The organism is Polaribacter sp. SA4-12 (genome assembly GCF_002163675.1).
Classification (GTDB): Bacteria; Bacteroidota; Bacteroidia; order Flavobacteriales; family Flavobacteriaceae; genus Polaribacter.
The window spans coordinates 943015-958146 of sequence record NZ_CP019334.1 but is presented as its reverse complement, the minus strand read 5'-3'; the positions used below and the strand labels follow the sequence as shown (position 1 = coordinate 958146).

Genomic DNA, 15132 nt, shown 5'->3' with positions numbered 1-15132 from the left:
AAATCTACAAGGTTTTTTTTAGCCTTGTAGATTTTAAATTAAATCTTAAAATCAACAATTTTATATGAAAAAATCGATTGCAATAATGTGTGGTGGTGGTCCTGCACCAGGTATAAATACTGTTATAAGTACATTGGCCAAAACTTTCTTAAAGGATGGTTATGATGTTATTGGTGTTCACCATGGTTATAAAGGATTACTTTCTGATGATCCATCATTAGTGTTTTTTGATTTTCATCGTGCAGATCGTATTTTTAGTCTTGGAGGTTCTACTTTAATAATGAGTAGATTTAAACCAAAAGACAGCGATTTCAGAGCAGATTTTTTTAAGAAACATAATGTAAAATTATTAGTTACTATTGGAGGAGATGATACAGCTTCAACTGCTAATAGATTAACTAAATATGTGAATAGTCAGGACTTGGATGTGAAACATGTTCATGTTCCAAAAACGATTGATAACGATTTACCTTTACCTGATAGAAATCCAACTTTTGGTTTTCACACAGCCAAAGATGAAGGAGTTCGTATTGGTAATACAATTTATGAAGATGCTAGAACTAGTGAAAACTGGTTTATAGTTGCTGCAATGGGGCGTTCTGCTGGACATTTAGCATTCGGAATTGCATCTGCTTGTCATTATCAAATGATGATTATTCCAGAAATGTTTGACAAAACCAACATTACATTCGAAAAGATAATTAATATGATTATTTCTTCGATTGTTAAATGTAAAATTCAAGGTATTGAATATGGTGTTGCTTTAGTTAGTGAAGGTGTTTTTCATTTTATGGAAGAAGAAGAAATTATCAACTCTGGAATAAATTTCACGTATGATGATCATGGACATCCTGAATTAGGAAACGTTAGTAAGTCTCATATATTCAATTATTTACTACAAACTAAATTAAAAGAACTTGGGTTAGATATTAAATCTAGACCTGTAGAACTTGGATATGAATTAAGGTGTTGTAAACCAATTGCATTTGATTTAACGCTATGCACATTATTGGGTATAGGCGTTAAAAAATTATATGACCAAGGAGTTTCTGGTTGTATTGTTAGTGCAAATTCAAAGGGTGATATAATGCCATTGTATTTAAAGGATTTTGAAGATAATGAAGGTAAAATTCCACCTAGATTAGTCGACATTAATTCTGATATGGCACAACTGTTTATAAACAACCTTTTTTATATTAAAGAAAAGGATTATGAAGAGGCTAAAAAATATTTACCAAATCCAGAAGCGTACGATTTCAAAAAAATATTAAATTGGAATTAAACGATTAAATAAAATAAATTCGTTTTCCTGTTTATTTTTATATAGCAGTTAAACAAATACAATATTAAACAAAAAACATTTTTAAAATGGCACAATTTTCAAGATTAGAAGTAGCACAAGTAATGAAAGAAACAGGAATGATTCCTTTATTTTTTCATAACGATATAGAATTAAGTAAAAAAGTATTAAAAGCATGTTATGATGGTGGGGCTCGTTTAATGGAGTTTACTGCACGTGGAGATTTCGCTCACGAAGTTTTTGGTGAATTAACAAAATATGCTATTGCTGAATTACCAGGAATGATAATGGGTGTTGGTTCTGTAACAGATGCAGGTGCAGCTTCATTATATATGGCTTTAGGAGCAAACTTTATTGTAACTCCTGTTTTAAGAGAAGACATTGCAATTGCATGTAACCGTAAAAAAGTATTATGGTCTCCTGGATGTGGTACTTTAACAGAAATAACTAGAGCTGAGGAATTAGGATGTGAAATCGTAAAATTATTCCCTGGTGACATTTATGGACCACAATTTGTAAAAGGAGTTAAAGGTCCACAACCTTGGACTAGTTTAATGCCTACAGGTGGAGTTTCTCCAACTGAAGAAAACTTAAAAGGTTGGTTTGATGCAGGTGTAACTTGTGTTGGAATGGGATCTAAATTAATTTCAAAAGAAATTATTGCGAATCAAGATTATGCAAAATTAGAGAAAGATGTAAGAGCAGCTTTAGCTATTGTAAAAGCAGTTAGAAAATAAAAATATTATTTATTACTATTATTTATTTATTTATTTATTTATGAGAGCTCCAACTGAAAAGTTGGAGTTTTCTTTGTTTTATATAAAAATATTTAATCTTCACTTTTTTGCATTTCGTCGACACTTTTATTTAGCTGACCAATACTCTATGTATGTTTTTGATTAAATAGACTAATATTGTATTATAATAAGGTAAAACATTAAAGATGGCTAAAAATTTGAAAGTATTGTTAATTGAAGACAATCTAATTGAAATAATGAAAATGAAGAGAACAATCTCTTTATTAAAATTAGGTCACACAATGCATGAAGCTAAGAATGGTGAAGAAGCATTAAAAATTTTAGAAGATAAAAGCAAATTTCCTGATATTATTTTATTAGATTTAAACATGCCAAGAATGAGTGGTATAGAATTTCTAACAATCATAAAAGAGAGCGATGAATTTAAACACATTCCTATTATTATTTTAACAACATCAGATAATCAAAAAGATTTATTAGAATGTTATAGAATAGGTATTTCTGGTTATATTTTAAAACCATTAAAGTATGATGATTATGTTAAAAAAATCGAAGCTGTTTTGGGGTATTGGAGTATAAATGAATTAAAAAAAATATAAATGAAAGGTATTGTTTTTACAGAGTTTTTAGATTTAGTAGAAGATAAATTTGGTTTAGAAATGGTTGATGAAATTATTTCTCAATCTAATCTTGAGTCTGAAGGAGTTTATACAGCCATTGGTACATATAGTTTTTCTGAAATGCTACAATTGGTTACAAATTTAAGTGGTAATACAGGTATTTCTACAGATGACTTATTATTAGTATATGGAGAACACTTTTTCTCTATTATAGAAAGAAGCTACCCAGGTCTTTTGGCTACTTATAATGATCCTATAGAAATGTTAGCCTCTATTGAAGATCATATACATGTAGAAGTTCAAAAAATATACCCTAAAGCTGAATTACCTACTTTTATTGTAGAAGAGAAAACAGAAAACTCTATAATAATGGTTTATAAATCTAGTAGATCAATGCATCATTTTGGACTAGGTTTAATGAATAAAACTTTTGAACATTTTAATAGTTCTGCAACTATTGTGTTAGAAAAAATTAAAGAAGACGGTACCGAAGTAAGGTTTATTGTTAATAAAAACTAATGAGTCAAGATCAAATAGAAATATTAAAACGTGCTCTAAAACGAGAAAAAGCTGCAAGGAAATCTGCAGAAAAAATTCTTGAAGATAAATCTAGAGAATTATATGATATATCTGTAGAACTAAAAAGTTCAAATATAAAGTTGAATGATCTTGTAGAAGAAAAATCATCTACGATAAAAGGTATTTTTGAAAACATAAATGATGCGTATTTAGTAATAGATATGTTTGGTAATGTTTTAAAAATGAATGACGTTGCTATATATGTTTTTGGTTATGATATAGATAAAGAAAATTTTAATACAACAGATATTATCTATAAAGAGGATGTAGAGTATACTTATAACGCTTTTAAAGAATTATACCAAAATGGCTTTTTTAATGATTTTACTGCAAGAATCGTTACAAAATTTAAAGAAGTTAAATGGGTGCAAATAAATGCAACTCTAATTTATAACAAAGAAGGAAAAGCCGTTGCTGCACAAGGTATTGTAAGAGATATTACCAAAGAAAAAGAAGCCGCAAATTTACTAATAGAATCTAAAAACAGGTTATCTGCTCTTGTTTTAAACCTAAATAGTGGTATTATTTTAGAAGATGAACATCGAAAAATAGTTTCATCAAATACAAAATTTTGTGAGTTATTTAAAGTAGATGCGCAGCCTCATGAATTATTTGGGATGGATTGCAGATTAGCTTCAGAACAAAATAAATTGATGTTTAAAGATCCTTCTTCTTTTATAGAAAGAATGGATGAAATCCTTGAAAAAAAAGTTGCAGTATTTGGAGATCAATTAGAAATGATTGACGGGACAATTCTAGAAAGAAATTATACACCAATAATAGTTGCTGGAAAAATGAAAGGCTATTTATGGACATTTAGAGATATTACGCTAGAAAAAAATTATAGTTTAAGTTTAGAAGCTCAAAAAGAAAAGTACAGTAATATTATTGCCAATATGAATTTAGGATTGGTAGAATTGAATACAAACAATGAAATTTTGATGGTAAATCAAAGTTTTACAGAAATGTCTGGTTATACCGAAGAACAATTATTAGGTAAGGTTGAAAGTGATATTTTTCCTGTAGAAAACGATTCAGATATTATAGTAAAAGAAAATTTAAAACGACTTAAAGGAGAATCTAATTCATACGAATTAAAAACAAAATGTAGTAAAGGTAATTTTAAGCATTGGCTTGTAAGTAGTGCCCCAAACTATAATTTATCTGGAGTAGTTGTAGGTTCTATTGGTATTCATTTAGATATTACAGAGTTTAAAAAATTAGAACTACAAAAAGAAAGCATTTTAAAAGAATTAGAAAGTAGTAATAATCAATTACATGAGTATGCGCATATAGTATCTCATGATTTAAAATCTCCTTTGAGAAGTATTGATGCTTTAACATCTTGGATTAAAGCAGACAATGAAGGTAAATTTGATGAAATGACACTTCAAAATTTTGAACTTTTAGATACTACTTTAGAAACTATGGAGAAACTTATCTCTAATGTATTAGAATATTCTAGTGCAGGTTCAAAATCACAAGAAGATGAAGATGTAGATTTAAATAGGACTTTAAGCGATTTAAAAAAGATATTATTTGTTCCAGAAAATATATCTATTAATATATTAAATAAATTGCCTATAGTTAAAGGAGATGCCACTAAATTTCAGCAATTATTTCAAAATTTTATAAGTAATGCTATTAAGTTTTCTGATAAAGAAATAGGAATAATAGAAATAGATTATAAGGACAACAATACTTTTCATCAATTTTCTATTAAGGATAATGGAATTGGTATTGAAAAAAAATATCATGATAAAATTTTTAAAATTTTCACTTCATTAAATAAAAGAGAAGATTCAACAGGAATAGGACTATCTATAGTAAAAAAATTAATTGATTTAAACGAAGGGGATATTTGGTTAGAAAGTGAGCCAAATGTAGGAACCACTTTTTTCTTCACCTTAAAAAAAAGATAAATGAAAACCGTACAACTTAAAAAACATAAAAATTCTGATTGGAAATATTTATCAGAAAATATAAGCTTAAAAGCACCTTTAGTATTAGTTTTTGGTAATAGATATTTATTGGAAGATGAAGGAATTTACGAAGAAGTAAAAGATATTTTTAAAGACGGACATATTGTATTTGGTTCTGCTTGTGGTGATATCTCTTCAGAATCTATTGATGATGAATCGATAACTATTACAGCGATAGAATTTGAGAAAAGTAGTTTTGTAATTAAGACATCAAATGTTTTAAGTGAAGGTTTAGACGCTAAAATAGATAGTTTCGCAATTGGTAAAGAATTAATTAGCCAATTACCAGAAGAAGGTTTAAAACACGTTTTTGTACTTTCTGAAGGAAGTTTTGTAAACGGAAGCCAATTAGCAAAAGGAATGAATGCTGCAACAGATAACAATTTGTTAATAACAGGTGCTTTGTGTGGTGATGATGCAAGATTCGAAAAAACAATTTCTTCTTATAATGAGAATCCAAAACAAGGAGAAATGGTTGCTATTGGTTTGTATGGAGAATCTTTAGAAGTTACATTTTCTATTAATGGAGGTTGGACACCATTTGGTCCTGAAAGAGTTGTAACAAAATCTGAAGGAAACATCTTATATGAATTAGATAATTTACCTGCATTAGATTTATATAAAAAATATTTAGGAGAGAAAGCAAAAGAATTACCAGGTGCCGCTTTATTATATCCAATGAATGTAAAATCTGATGATGGTAATGATTATATTGTTAGAACCATTTTAAATATAGATGAAGAAGAAAACTCTATGATTTTGGCTGGAGATATTTTTGAGGAATCAAGAGTTCAGTTGATGATGACACATGTAGATAACATCGTAAACGCAGCAGAAAAAGCAGCTATTAGTGCATCAGAATTTAGAAAAAAGAAAGCCGAATTAGCTATCTTAGTAAGTTGTATTGGTAGAAAATTAGTTTTAGATCAAAGAGTAGAAGAAGAAGTAGAAGAAGTTATGGAAGTTGTTGGAGATGCTACAACAATTACAGGTTTGTATTCTTATGGAGAGATTGCACCTCTTGCTGGAGAAAGCAAATGCCATTTACATAACCAAACAATGACAATTACACTAATTAGCGAATAATGAATTCTTTATTAAAAAGACAAATAAGAAAGTATGTTTCTCAAGAATTGCAGTCTAATGGAGAGTTAGATAATTTTTTTGAGGCAATAGATAAGTCGTATACAGTGGCTGATGATCAATTTGGAATGCTTCAGAGAGCAACTAAAATTAGCTCAGAAGAACTGTTTCAAGCCAATAAGCAATTAATAGAAGAAACCGCTTCTCAGAAAAGAATCATCAGAAAATTAGAAAGTGTAATTGATAAATTACAATTCTATGATTTAAAGAATGATCGTCCGATTGAAAGTTCTGATTCATTAAAGTTAGTAGATTTTATTGATAATCAAACGAATGAAATAATTAAAATAAATCAACAAAAAGATAAGTTATTAAAAAACTTAGAGCGTCAAAATCAAGAATTAAATGATTATGCTCATATGGTTTCTCATGATTTAAAATCGCCATTGCAAAGTATTGAAGCATTAACAGCATGGGTTTTAGCAGATTATTCAGCTATATTAGATGCTACTGGTAAAGAAAGTTTAGAGCTTATAAGAGAAAATGTTGAAAAGATGGACACGCTTGTAAAAGGGATCTTACAATATTCTACAATTGGTAAATCTGAAAAAGAATTATATGATGTTAGTTTAGATTCTTTAGTTAGCGAAATATTAATAAATAGAGAAGAACCTGAGAATGTTACTTTTCTTATCCCTGAAAAATTACCAGTTATTAAAGGAGATAGATTTAGGTTAGAACAATTGTTTATGCATTTAATAAACAATGCAGTTAAATTTAATGATAAAGAAGAAATTATTGTCGAGATTGGTTTCAAAGAAGAAATAGATTTTTGGAAATTTTATATAAAAGACAATGGTAATGGAATTGAAAAAAGATATTTTGAGAAAATATTTGTTGCATTTCAAAAATTAGAAGATGATTATAAGTCTACAGGAATTGGTTTGTCTATTGTAGAAAAAATAATTGAAGTTTATAATGGAGATATTTATTTAGAATCTGAGCCAAAAGTAGGTTCTACTTTTCATTTTAGCATAAAAAAATAAGAATGGAACAACCAAATTTAGAGTACATAAATCAGTTAGCTAGAGGAGATGAATCTATTAAGAATGAGCTTATTAATGTTATAAAAACAGAGTTCCCTGAAGAAAAAAAAGAGTACTATGATAGCTTAGAAAATAAGGAATTTAAAAAAATTGAAGAAAATGTTCATAAACTTAAGCATAAAATTAGTATTTTAGGACTTGAAAAAAGTTATGAAATAGCTAATGAGTTTGAACACAATCTTCGAGAACTAAGTTTAGAGAAACAACAAGATTTTGAGAACATTTTAAAAGCCATTTCAGACTATATAGAAACTATATAAGTCTTCTTATGGATTGTATTATTATTGATGATGAAAAAATGGCTAGGGTTATTCTTAGAACCCTGTGTAATGAAATAGATTCTCTAAATATTTTAGAAGAATTTCCTAGTGCTATACAAGCCATTAAATATTTAAACGAAAATAAAGTAGATTTAATTTTCTTAGATATTCACATGCCAGATTTTAGTGGTTTAGATTTTATTAGAAGTTTAAAAAACCCACCAAATATCATCTTAATAACCTCAGATCCTAAATTTGCAATAGAAGCTTTCGAGTATGATTTTATTGTAGATTACTTATTAAAACCATTAGAATTAACACGTTTTAGAAAAGCAGTTGATAAGGCTGAGAAAAAAGAAGTATCTGTTGCTACTAAATCTGAGCAAACGCCTAAACCTATAGATATAGAAAATGATTTTTATGTAAATATAGATCGTAGGTTAATAAAAATAGATTTACCAAGTGTTTATTTAATAGAAGCTAAAGGAGATTATATTAAAATAAAGACTGAAAATAAAGATTATACAGTGCATTCTACACTTAAAAAGATCGAAGAAAAACTACCAGACTCTTTATTCCTAAAAATACATCGTTCTTATATTATCAATATTAAAAAGATTATCGATATTGAAGATAATAGTGTCTTAATAAAGAAAGACGTAATACCTGTTAGTCGTTCTAAAAGACCCGAATTAATGAAACGATTAGACTTATTATAATAGTTCGTCTAAACAAATGGTACACTTCGTCTATAGTTAAAGTGTAGGAAACGAAAGTTATAAATCTATTGTCTTTTTGGGAGTATTTTTGCAGGATGCAGAAGTATATTGTAAAAACGTTATTGTTCATTCTAACTTTTATAGGAGTTATAAACTTAAACGCTCAATCATATCAGATTAAAGAGTTTGGTAGTAAAAATAGCGCAAAAGAAAATCAAACAAAATTTAGCGAAAACCAAGATAATAGAGTTGTTAATTATAGCTCTTTAATAAACTATTTACCAGAATCTGGTCTGTATAATTCTAAAGTTGAAAACGTTTCGATCTCTAAAGAATTATTAGAATTAAAAAACATAAAAGAAATTTTATCTTTTAACTATTATCAAGAAAGTGAAATTGTTTCATCCGTTTTAGCAACCAAAACACAAGGTTTAATTTACAATCATTCTAAAGTTATTTGTGATCGATTAAATGGTGATCGATTAGATGATATTAGCACAGTTTTAATAAAAGGTCATCAAATAATAAAATCTACAATAAAAAAAGCTTCAGGTAAAACAACATATAGTTTGAGGTTCTCCATAAAAAGTGGAGATACAAAAAAGGAATTATTTAGTTTTTGGACTATTGATCAATATCCTACTGGGTTTTATCAGAATTATCAAATTTGGGGAACTTCTTTCACACAAATTTTAGCAATAGTAAACTACACAATAGATAAACACACAATAGAAAAAGGTTTAATTAGTAAAAAAGTAGAAAACATTTTACCAAATGTATTTGTTAGATCAGGCGTTTATTCTAACGGAATTTTAAGGTTAAATATTATCAACAAAACAAATGAAAGAGAAATTAACTTTGATGGGAATATTGCGGAAACAGAAATCTCAAACCATAATAAGGTTACAGATTCTTATTCTTTATCGGGCGATTATTATGACACTTTATCAATAGAAACAGGCGTATTATTTGATATTGGTTTTTCCATACAAGTAGATAATTCTAATCAGAAAGACGTTCTATACATTGCGGAAGGACCTTGGGGATTAGATTATTTAAATACTTACGCAACTGTAAATAGTTTTGATATTGATACTGCTGAAAGAAGATATTTAGATGATGTATATGAAGTTGATAGAAATGCAATTGCTTCTGGAGAAGTAAAAGGAAATATTAATTTATTTAGACATCTTTTACCAGAATTGAAAGCGTTAAATGTTGAAGAATATAATTTTATAAACTTTAAAATTATAAATAATGAACCTATAGAAATTGTAATTATGCAAGATGAAGATAGAGCTTGGGAAAATAGAATTAGATATACAGTTCTTGCAAACTCAGATGAAAAAGAATATAATATCTCTTTTAATGATTTTACAGATGCTGCAGGAAATTCAGTTGAAATTAGCAACATTAAAACTGTAGTATTTTCTATAATTGGAGATTATACAAATTACAAACCATTTAATATCAACTTAAAACAACTATCGTTTAGAACAAACACCGTATTAGCTGTTGATAAATTAAATTCAATAGGAAATTCAAAACTGATGAATTATCCAAATCCATTTACAAGTTCTACTACAATTCAATTACCAACAACCTCAGAATATGTTCAAATACAGGTTTACGATTTAATTGGTAGAGTAGTAGATGCTAAAAGAATTAATACCAAATCTTCTTCTTCTAAAAAAGTAGAATACAATGCTCCTCAATTAAAAAATGGAGTATATAAATACAGATTGATTGACGATAAGAACAATCAACATTCCGGAACTTTTATCGTCAATTAGTCCCTCAATTCATTTGGAATGTTGATTTTAGGCAAAAGTTAATTCTTTTGCCTTTATTTTTTATACAAAGGTTTACTTAAAAAATACCATTTAAATCTTAAACCAAATTCTGTATAGGTAAAGCCATTTGAACCTGCATTGGCAACAGCAGAAGCAATGTTACTTTGAAGTCCGTATAAGTTTATAAGTGCTCTCTCAGAAAATTTATATCCTAAATTAGCTTGAACTCTATAAGTACTTAAACCATCATCATCTTCTATATATTGTAAACCTGTAGCAGCTGTTAATCCGTAAAACCATTCTTTGTTTTTAGCAGCAGACTCATCTTTTATAAGATTGACAAATACTTCTAACGCATTAAATTTACTTGGACTAAAGTAAATTGATGGAACTTGATTTTTAAAAGATAGGTTTTGATAATTAATACCAGCTTTTATAGAAGGTTTTGCCAAAATATTATAATACAAAGAAGTAAATAACAAGTTTCTTGCATTTTCATCACTTTGCCATGTATAATAATACTGTGTAAACCAACCTAAATTAAAGTTCGTATTTAAACTGTAATTTAGAATAATGTTGTTTTGTACAATTTCTTCATTTAATAAGGCAGCATTAAAATTTTGAACATCTCTTTTGTAACCTAACTCTAAATTTTGAAGTTTAAAAGGTTTTATGTTCACCGAAATATCTGTTAGAAGCTGATTGTATTTACTTTCTTCAGATTTTGAAGATGTAACTCCTAAACTTCCTTTTACAGTTAAATTATTTAATAATTGATAAGAAGCACCTAAGGTTAAATTATTTGTTGTCGCTTTCTTATTAGTAGGACTAACACTATTAGATGTTGTTCTATAATTATAATTGGCTAAAATTTTAAATTTAGTAGAAAACGGAATTTCTGTTTTTACATCGTATGCATTCGCTTCATTACTTCCATTATCAAAAGAATGATAGTATTTTGTTTCTACAAAAGGAGTAAAACTTAAATCTAATTGTTTTATAAAGTTCGTTGCATCTTTTTGTTTTTCATAAAAAGTTAAAGTGTTTTCTGCACTTTTATAAGCTTCATTAATATAACCAGAAGCTTTTAAAACATTTGCTTTACCAAGATTACCATCAAAAGAAGCACTGTCTTTTTCTAAGATTAAGTTATAATCTTTCAAACTCTTTTTAAAATCACTTTTATAAACATTTAGCGTTGCTCTTAAAGAAAGCATCCAGTTTTCAGTTTCTTTACGAGTATCGAATAATTTATTAATTTCTGCGTCTGCTAAAGAGTATTTTTTATTCCAAATTAAAGCTTGAACATATCTTTCTATAGCTTGATTATTTACAGCTTTAGGAGTCTCATTAGTTACACTATCTAAAGCTTTTTTAGCATAAACTAAAGCAGTTTTATCATCCTCATCTAAATGATACACTAAAGATGTTCCTATTATAGAGCTTAGTTTGCTTCCTGGTATTTTTCCAATTACTTCATATGTTTTTAACGCTTTATCTATTTGTTTAGATATTAAATACAAATTAGCAAGGTTTAACAATGTTTCTTTATCGTCTTTAAAAGAAGTGAAATTTTCATTTAAAATAGTTTCAGCTTCATCATATTTTTGATCTGTTACTTTCGTACTAGCCAAACCTAATCTCATATATTTTTTAGAAACCAAAGCATTTGGGTTTCCAGGTAATACTGCTAAAGCTTTATCTACGGTAATTAAAGCATCTTCAAACTCTTTTAAGTTAGATAACGTATTTGCATAACCTAAGAGTGCCGCAAAGCTTTTATCGTTCTCCTTTAGTAATGTTTGATAATAAACTTTTGCATCAGGATAATTTTTACTCCAAAGTAATGACTCTGCATAATTTAATTTTACTTCAAAATCTGTAGGATAATCTTTTAGAAGATTTGTAAAAAGAGTTACAGCATCTGTTGCATTTCCATTTAGTCCAATTGCTCTTCCGTAACAAAGTCTTGCTGTTTTATTTGTAGGATATTCTTTTAAAATGTTATTAAAAAAAACTTCTGCTTGTTGGTATTTACCTGTTTCTAAGTAAGTAAAGCCCTCTTTCATATCTTGTCCAAAAGCTTGTAAACTAAAGAAAAGAAAGACTAAAAGAGTAGAATATATTAATCTCATATAAGTGTTGTTTTGCGAATGCAAGTTAAGCAATAGTAACTAATCATTAAACGATATAAAATGGTTTTTCAACGACAGTTACAATTATTATTAAAGTAACTAGATGATATTTGTAGTAGCAGATATTAACAAAAAAAGTATATTTTATATAATTGATTAATGTTGTGAAAAAAAATATGACTATTTTCAAATCATATAAAGAGCTTAATAATAAAAAGAAATATGCAAGGAATTATAAAATTTGTAAAAAACAGTATTAAACCTGAGCAGTTATTTATGTTAAGTGTTTTACTGGTAAATGGAGGGAATTATATCTATAATTTAGTTTTAGGAAGAGTTTTAGGTCCAGAAAAATTTGCAGATGCTGCAATCTTAATTACTTTTTTATTGGTACTATCTTTTGTTGCAATGACTTTTCAGCTTGTTACTGCTAAATTTTCTGTCCTTTTTGAAGATTCAATATTTAGTGGATTTATTTCCAAAATATATAAGAATGCATTATTTACAGGAATCTTTTTAGGAATTGCAATTATTGTTTTTTCAACTCAATTGCAGCATTTCTTTAGAACGACTTCTTCTACAATGTTTGTTATTTTCGGATTTGGAGTGCCATTTTATTTTTTAATGAGTGTAAATAGAGGTGTTTTTCAAGGAAAACAGGAATTAAAATCTTTATCGATAACGTATCAATCAGAAATGATTAGTCGTTTATTGTTAACGTTTACATTATTGTATTTATTAGATATAGATTCTTCTTTAATAATTGCAATTGGTATTTTTTGCTCTTTTGTATTTGGATTAATTCCCTTTAAAAGCAGCAACTTTTCAATATTTAAACCTTTTAGCTTAGAAGCGGATAATAAAAAATTAGTAAAGAATTTCTTTATAATTACTGCTTTTTATGAGTTGACTCAAATCATTATTAATAACAGTGATATTTTATTAGTAAAACATTATTTTGAATCTTACGAAGCGGGTTTATACGCCTCTTTAGCCTTAATTGGTAGAGTGGTTTACTTTATTGCTTGGATGTTTGTAATGTTGTTATTACCAACTGTTGTTCAACTTAAAAAGGATGGAAAGGATACATTACCAATTTTATTAAAGTACGTTAGTTATATTGCTGTTATTGCAATTACAATTGTTGTTAGTTGTTTTCTTTTTCCTGATCAAATTATAAAAGTATTATTTGGTAGCGAATATTTATCAATTTCGTCATTATTATGGAAATATGCTTCTGCAACAGGAATTTTTGCCATCTCAAACATCTTTGCATACTATTATTTATCATTAGATAAATATGTACCTGTAGTTCTTTCTGGAATTTTTGGAATGTTACAAATCGTTTTAGTTGTTCTTTTTCATGAAACATTAGAGCAAGTAGTACACGTACAAATTATTGCAATGGTTTTACTTTTAATAGTACAACTTAGTTTCTTCTTTTTTAAAGATTCTAAAAAAGCAACAGTAATTAAGGAAACAATAGATAAGTAATGTCTAAACTTTTTTTCCAGTCATCTATATATAATTGCATTTGAGCAAATTATTATAAAAAATAAAAGTAAAAATCTGAAATTTGAATTATAATTAAAAAAAATATTATGAAATTAGCCATCGTAACAGCATATCCACCAAGTAAAGTAACTTTAAACGAATACGCATATCACTTAGTAAAAAGTTTTAGACAAAACGAAAAAGTGACAGAGTTAATCTTACTTACTGATGAAACTCCAGAAGGAAAAGATATTAACTTTACAGAGAATGGATGTAAAATTACAGTGAAAGAATGTTGGAAGTTTAATAGCTATACAAACATTATAAATGTTACGAAAGCGATCAACAAAACAAAACCAGACGCAATATTGTTTAATTTACAATTTATGAAGTTTGGTGATAAAAAATTAGCAGCAGCTTTAGGTTTGGCTTTACCAATGGTTTGTAGAGCTAAAAAAATACCAACAATCGTTTTATTGCATAATATTTTAGAACAAGTAGATTTAGAAAGTGCAGGTTTTACATCAAATAAATTAGCACAAAAAATATATAACTTTATCGGTACAACTTTAACGAAGCTAATTTTAAGAGCAGATCTTGTTACAGTAACTATGGATAAATATGTAACAACTTTAGAAGATAAATATAAAGTTGATAATGTTAAGATGATTCCTCATGGTACTTTCGAAATACCAGCGAATCCATCACAAGAATTACCAGAAGGACCTTTAAAAGTTATGACTTTTGGTAAATTTGGAACTTACAAAAAAGTGGAATCTATGATTGAAGCTGTAGAAATTGTAAGAAAAGAAACGGGCTTAGATTTAGAGATTGTAATTGCAGGAACTGACAACCCAAATGTACCAGGTTATTTAGCGAATGCTAAAGAAACATATAAAAATGTACCACAACTTACTTTTACAGGATATGTAGAAGAAGTAGAAGTAGAGCCTTTATTTACAGAAAGTGCTGTAGTTGTTTTCCCTTATACTTCTACAACAGGAAGTTCTGGAGTATTACACCAAGCCGGAAGTTATGGTAGAGCAGTAGTAATGCCAAACTTAGGAGATTTAGCAACTTTAATTGAAGATGAAGGGTATAGAGGTGAGTTTTTTGAACCAGAAAGTGTAGCTAGTTTGGCAAATGCAATTAAAGCAATTGTTACTAATGATGCCTATAGAATTCAATTAGGTGAAGCTAATTATAAAGCTGCAACAGCTTTTCCTATGGAAAGAATTACAGGTATTTACTTAGACGAGTTTACTAAAATTATTAATAAAAAGAAATAATTAGATATTTAATT

13 protein-coding genes are annotated in these 15132 nt (G+C 27.8%); 12 read left to right on the top strand and 1 reads right to left on the bottom strand.

The features are described 5' to 3' along the window. Nucleotides 1-64 precede the first annotated feature (64 nt). From BTO07_RS04290 to BTO07_RS04245, 10 genes are all read left to right on the top strand, one after another. Nucleotides 65-1282 carry a 6-phosphofructokinase gene (locus tag BTO07_RS04290; RefSeq protein WP_087520052.1) on the top strand — a complete coding sequence of 406 codons (1218 nt, stop codon included), beginning with the start codon at nucleotides 65-67 and terminating at the stop codon, nucleotides 1280-1282. Nucleotides 1283-1368: 86 nt separating this feature from the next. Then, a complete protein-coding gene (locus BTO07_RS04285; RefSeq protein ID WP_087520051.1) occupies nucleotides 1369-2037 on the top strand; it encodes a bifunctional 4-hydroxy-2-oxoglutarate aldolase/2-dehydro-3-deoxy-phosphogluconate aldolase in 669 nt (222 codons plus the stop codon). Between the two features lie 206 nt (nucleotides 2038-2243). After that, the gene (locus BTO07_RS04280; RefSeq protein WP_087520050.1) at nucleotides 2244-2657 is read left to right on the top strand and encodes a response regulator; all 414 of its coding nucleotides are present in this window, start codon (nucleotides 2244-2246) and stop codon (nucleotides 2655-2657) included. Continuing rightward, entirely contained in the window at nucleotides 2658-3197 is a 540-nt protein-coding gene (locus BTO07_RS04275) for a heme NO-binding domain-containing protein (protein ID WP_087520049.1), read from the top strand. Continuing rightward, nucleotides 3197-5179: a PAS domain-containing sensor histidine kinase gene (locus tag BTO07_RS04270; RefSeq protein ID WP_087520048.1), complete on the top strand. Its 1983-nt coding sequence runs from the start codon at nucleotides 3197-3199 to the stop codon at nucleotides 5177-5179. The genes BTO07_RS04275 and BTO07_RS04270 overlap by 1 nt, the downstream gene beginning before the upstream one ends. Beyond that, on the top strand, nucleotides 5180-6325 hold the full coding sequence (locus BTO07_RS04265) for an FIST signal transduction protein (protein WP_087520047.1): 1146 nt from the start codon (nucleotides 5180-5182) through the stop codon (nucleotides 6323-6325). Continuing rightward, complete coding sequence (locus BTO07_RS04260; RefSeq protein ID WP_087520046.1) at nucleotides 6325-7368, top strand: sensor histidine kinase; 1044 nt, start codon at nucleotides 6325-6327, stop codon at nucleotides 7366-7368. The genes BTO07_RS04265 and BTO07_RS04260 overlap by 1 nt, the downstream gene beginning before the upstream one ends. Before the next feature lie 2 nt (nucleotides 7369-7370). Further along, the gene (locus BTO07_RS04255) at nucleotides 7371-7688 is read left to right on the top strand and encodes an Hpt domain-containing protein (protein WP_087520045.1); all 318 of its coding nucleotides are present in this window, start codon (nucleotides 7371-7373) and stop codon (nucleotides 7686-7688) included. An 8-nt stretch (nucleotides 7689-7696) separates the two neighbouring features. Then, nucleotides 7697-8407 carry a LytR/AlgR family response regulator transcription factor gene (locus BTO07_RS04250; protein WP_087520044.1) on the top strand — a complete coding sequence of 237 codons (711 nt, stop codon included), beginning with the start codon at nucleotides 7697-7699 and terminating at the stop codon, nucleotides 8405-8407. Between the two features lie 95 nt (nucleotides 8408-8502). Next, entirely contained in the window at nucleotides 8503-10200 is a 1698-nt protein-coding gene (locus tag BTO07_RS04245) for a T9SS type A sorting domain-containing protein (RefSeq protein WP_087520043.1), read from the top strand. Nucleotides 10201-10253: 53 nt separating this feature from the next. Here BTO07_RS04245 and BTO07_RS04240 read toward each other — a convergent pair whose 3' ends face one another. Continuing rightward, a complete protein-coding gene (locus BTO07_RS04240) occupies nucleotides 10254-12335 on the bottom strand; it encodes a tetratricopeptide repeat protein (RefSeq protein WP_198342511.1) in 2082 nt (693 codons plus the stop codon). Nucleotides 12336-12557: 222 nt separating this feature from the next. Between BTO07_RS04240 and BTO07_RS04235 the strand changes: the two genes are divergently transcribed. Together BTO07_RS04235 and BTO07_RS04230 are read left to right on the top strand one after the other, a co-directional pair. Beyond that, nucleotides 12558-13829: an oligosaccharide flippase family protein gene (locus BTO07_RS04235; RefSeq protein ID WP_087520042.1), complete on the top strand. Its 1272-nt coding sequence runs from the start codon at nucleotides 12558-12560 to the stop codon at nucleotides 13827-13829. Nucleotides 13830-13936: 107 nt separating this feature from the next. After that, on the top strand, nucleotides 13937-15118 hold the full coding sequence (locus BTO07_RS04230; RefSeq protein WP_087520041.1) for a glycosyltransferase: 1182 nt from the start codon (nucleotides 13937-13939) through the stop codon (nucleotides 15116-15118). Nucleotides 15119-15132: the final 14 nt, after the last annotated feature.

Coding starts and splice junctions, on each gene's coding strand:
- BTO07_RS04240 (WP_198342511.1), bottom strand. CDS start 12,335: ATGAGATTAATATATTCTACTCTTTTAGTCTTTCTTTTCTTTAGTTTA.
- BTO07_RS04255 (WP_087520045.1), top strand. CDS start 7,371: ATGGAACAACCAAATTTAGAGTACATAAATCAGTTAGCTAGAGGAGAT.
- BTO07_RS04265 (WP_087520047.1), top strand. CDS start 5,180: ATGAAAACCGTACAACTTAAAAAACATAAAAATTCTGATTGGAAATAT.
- BTO07_RS04250 (WP_087520044.1), top strand. CDS start 7,697: ATGGATTGTATTATTATTGATGATGAAAAAATGGCTAGGGTTATTCTT.
- BTO07_RS04235 (WP_087520042.1), top strand. CDS start 12,558: ATGCAAGGAATTATAAAATTTGTAAAAAACAGTATTAAACCTGAGCAG.
- BTO07_RS04275 (WP_087520049.1), top strand. CDS start 2,658: ATGAAAGGTATTGTTTTTACAGAGTTTTTAGATTTAGTAGAAGATAAA.
- BTO07_RS04260 (WP_087520046.1), top strand. CDS start 6,325: ATGAATTCTTTATTAAAAAGACAAATAAGAAAGTATGTTTCTCAAGAA.
- BTO07_RS04230 (WP_087520041.1), top strand. CDS start 13,937: ATGAAATTAGCCATCGTAACAGCATATCCACCAAGTAAAGTAACTTTA.
- BTO07_RS04285 (WP_087520051.1), top strand. CDS start 1,369: ATGGCACAATTTTCAAGATTAGAAGTAGCACAAGTAATGAAAGAAACA.
- BTO07_RS04280 (WP_087520050.1), top strand. CDS start 2,244: ATGGCTAAAAATTTGAAAGTATTGTTAATTGAAGACAATCTAATTGAA.
- BTO07_RS04270 (WP_087520048.1), top strand. CDS start 3,197: ATGAGTCAAGATCAAATAGAAATATTAAAACGTGCTCTAAAACGAGAA.
- BTO07_RS04245 (WP_087520043.1), top strand. CDS start 8,503: ATGCAGAAGTATATTGTAAAAACGTTATTGTTCATTCTAACTTTTATA.
- BTO07_RS04290 (WP_087520052.1), top strand. CDS start 65: ATGAAAAAATCGATTGCAATAATGTGTGGTGGTGGTCCTGCACCAGGT.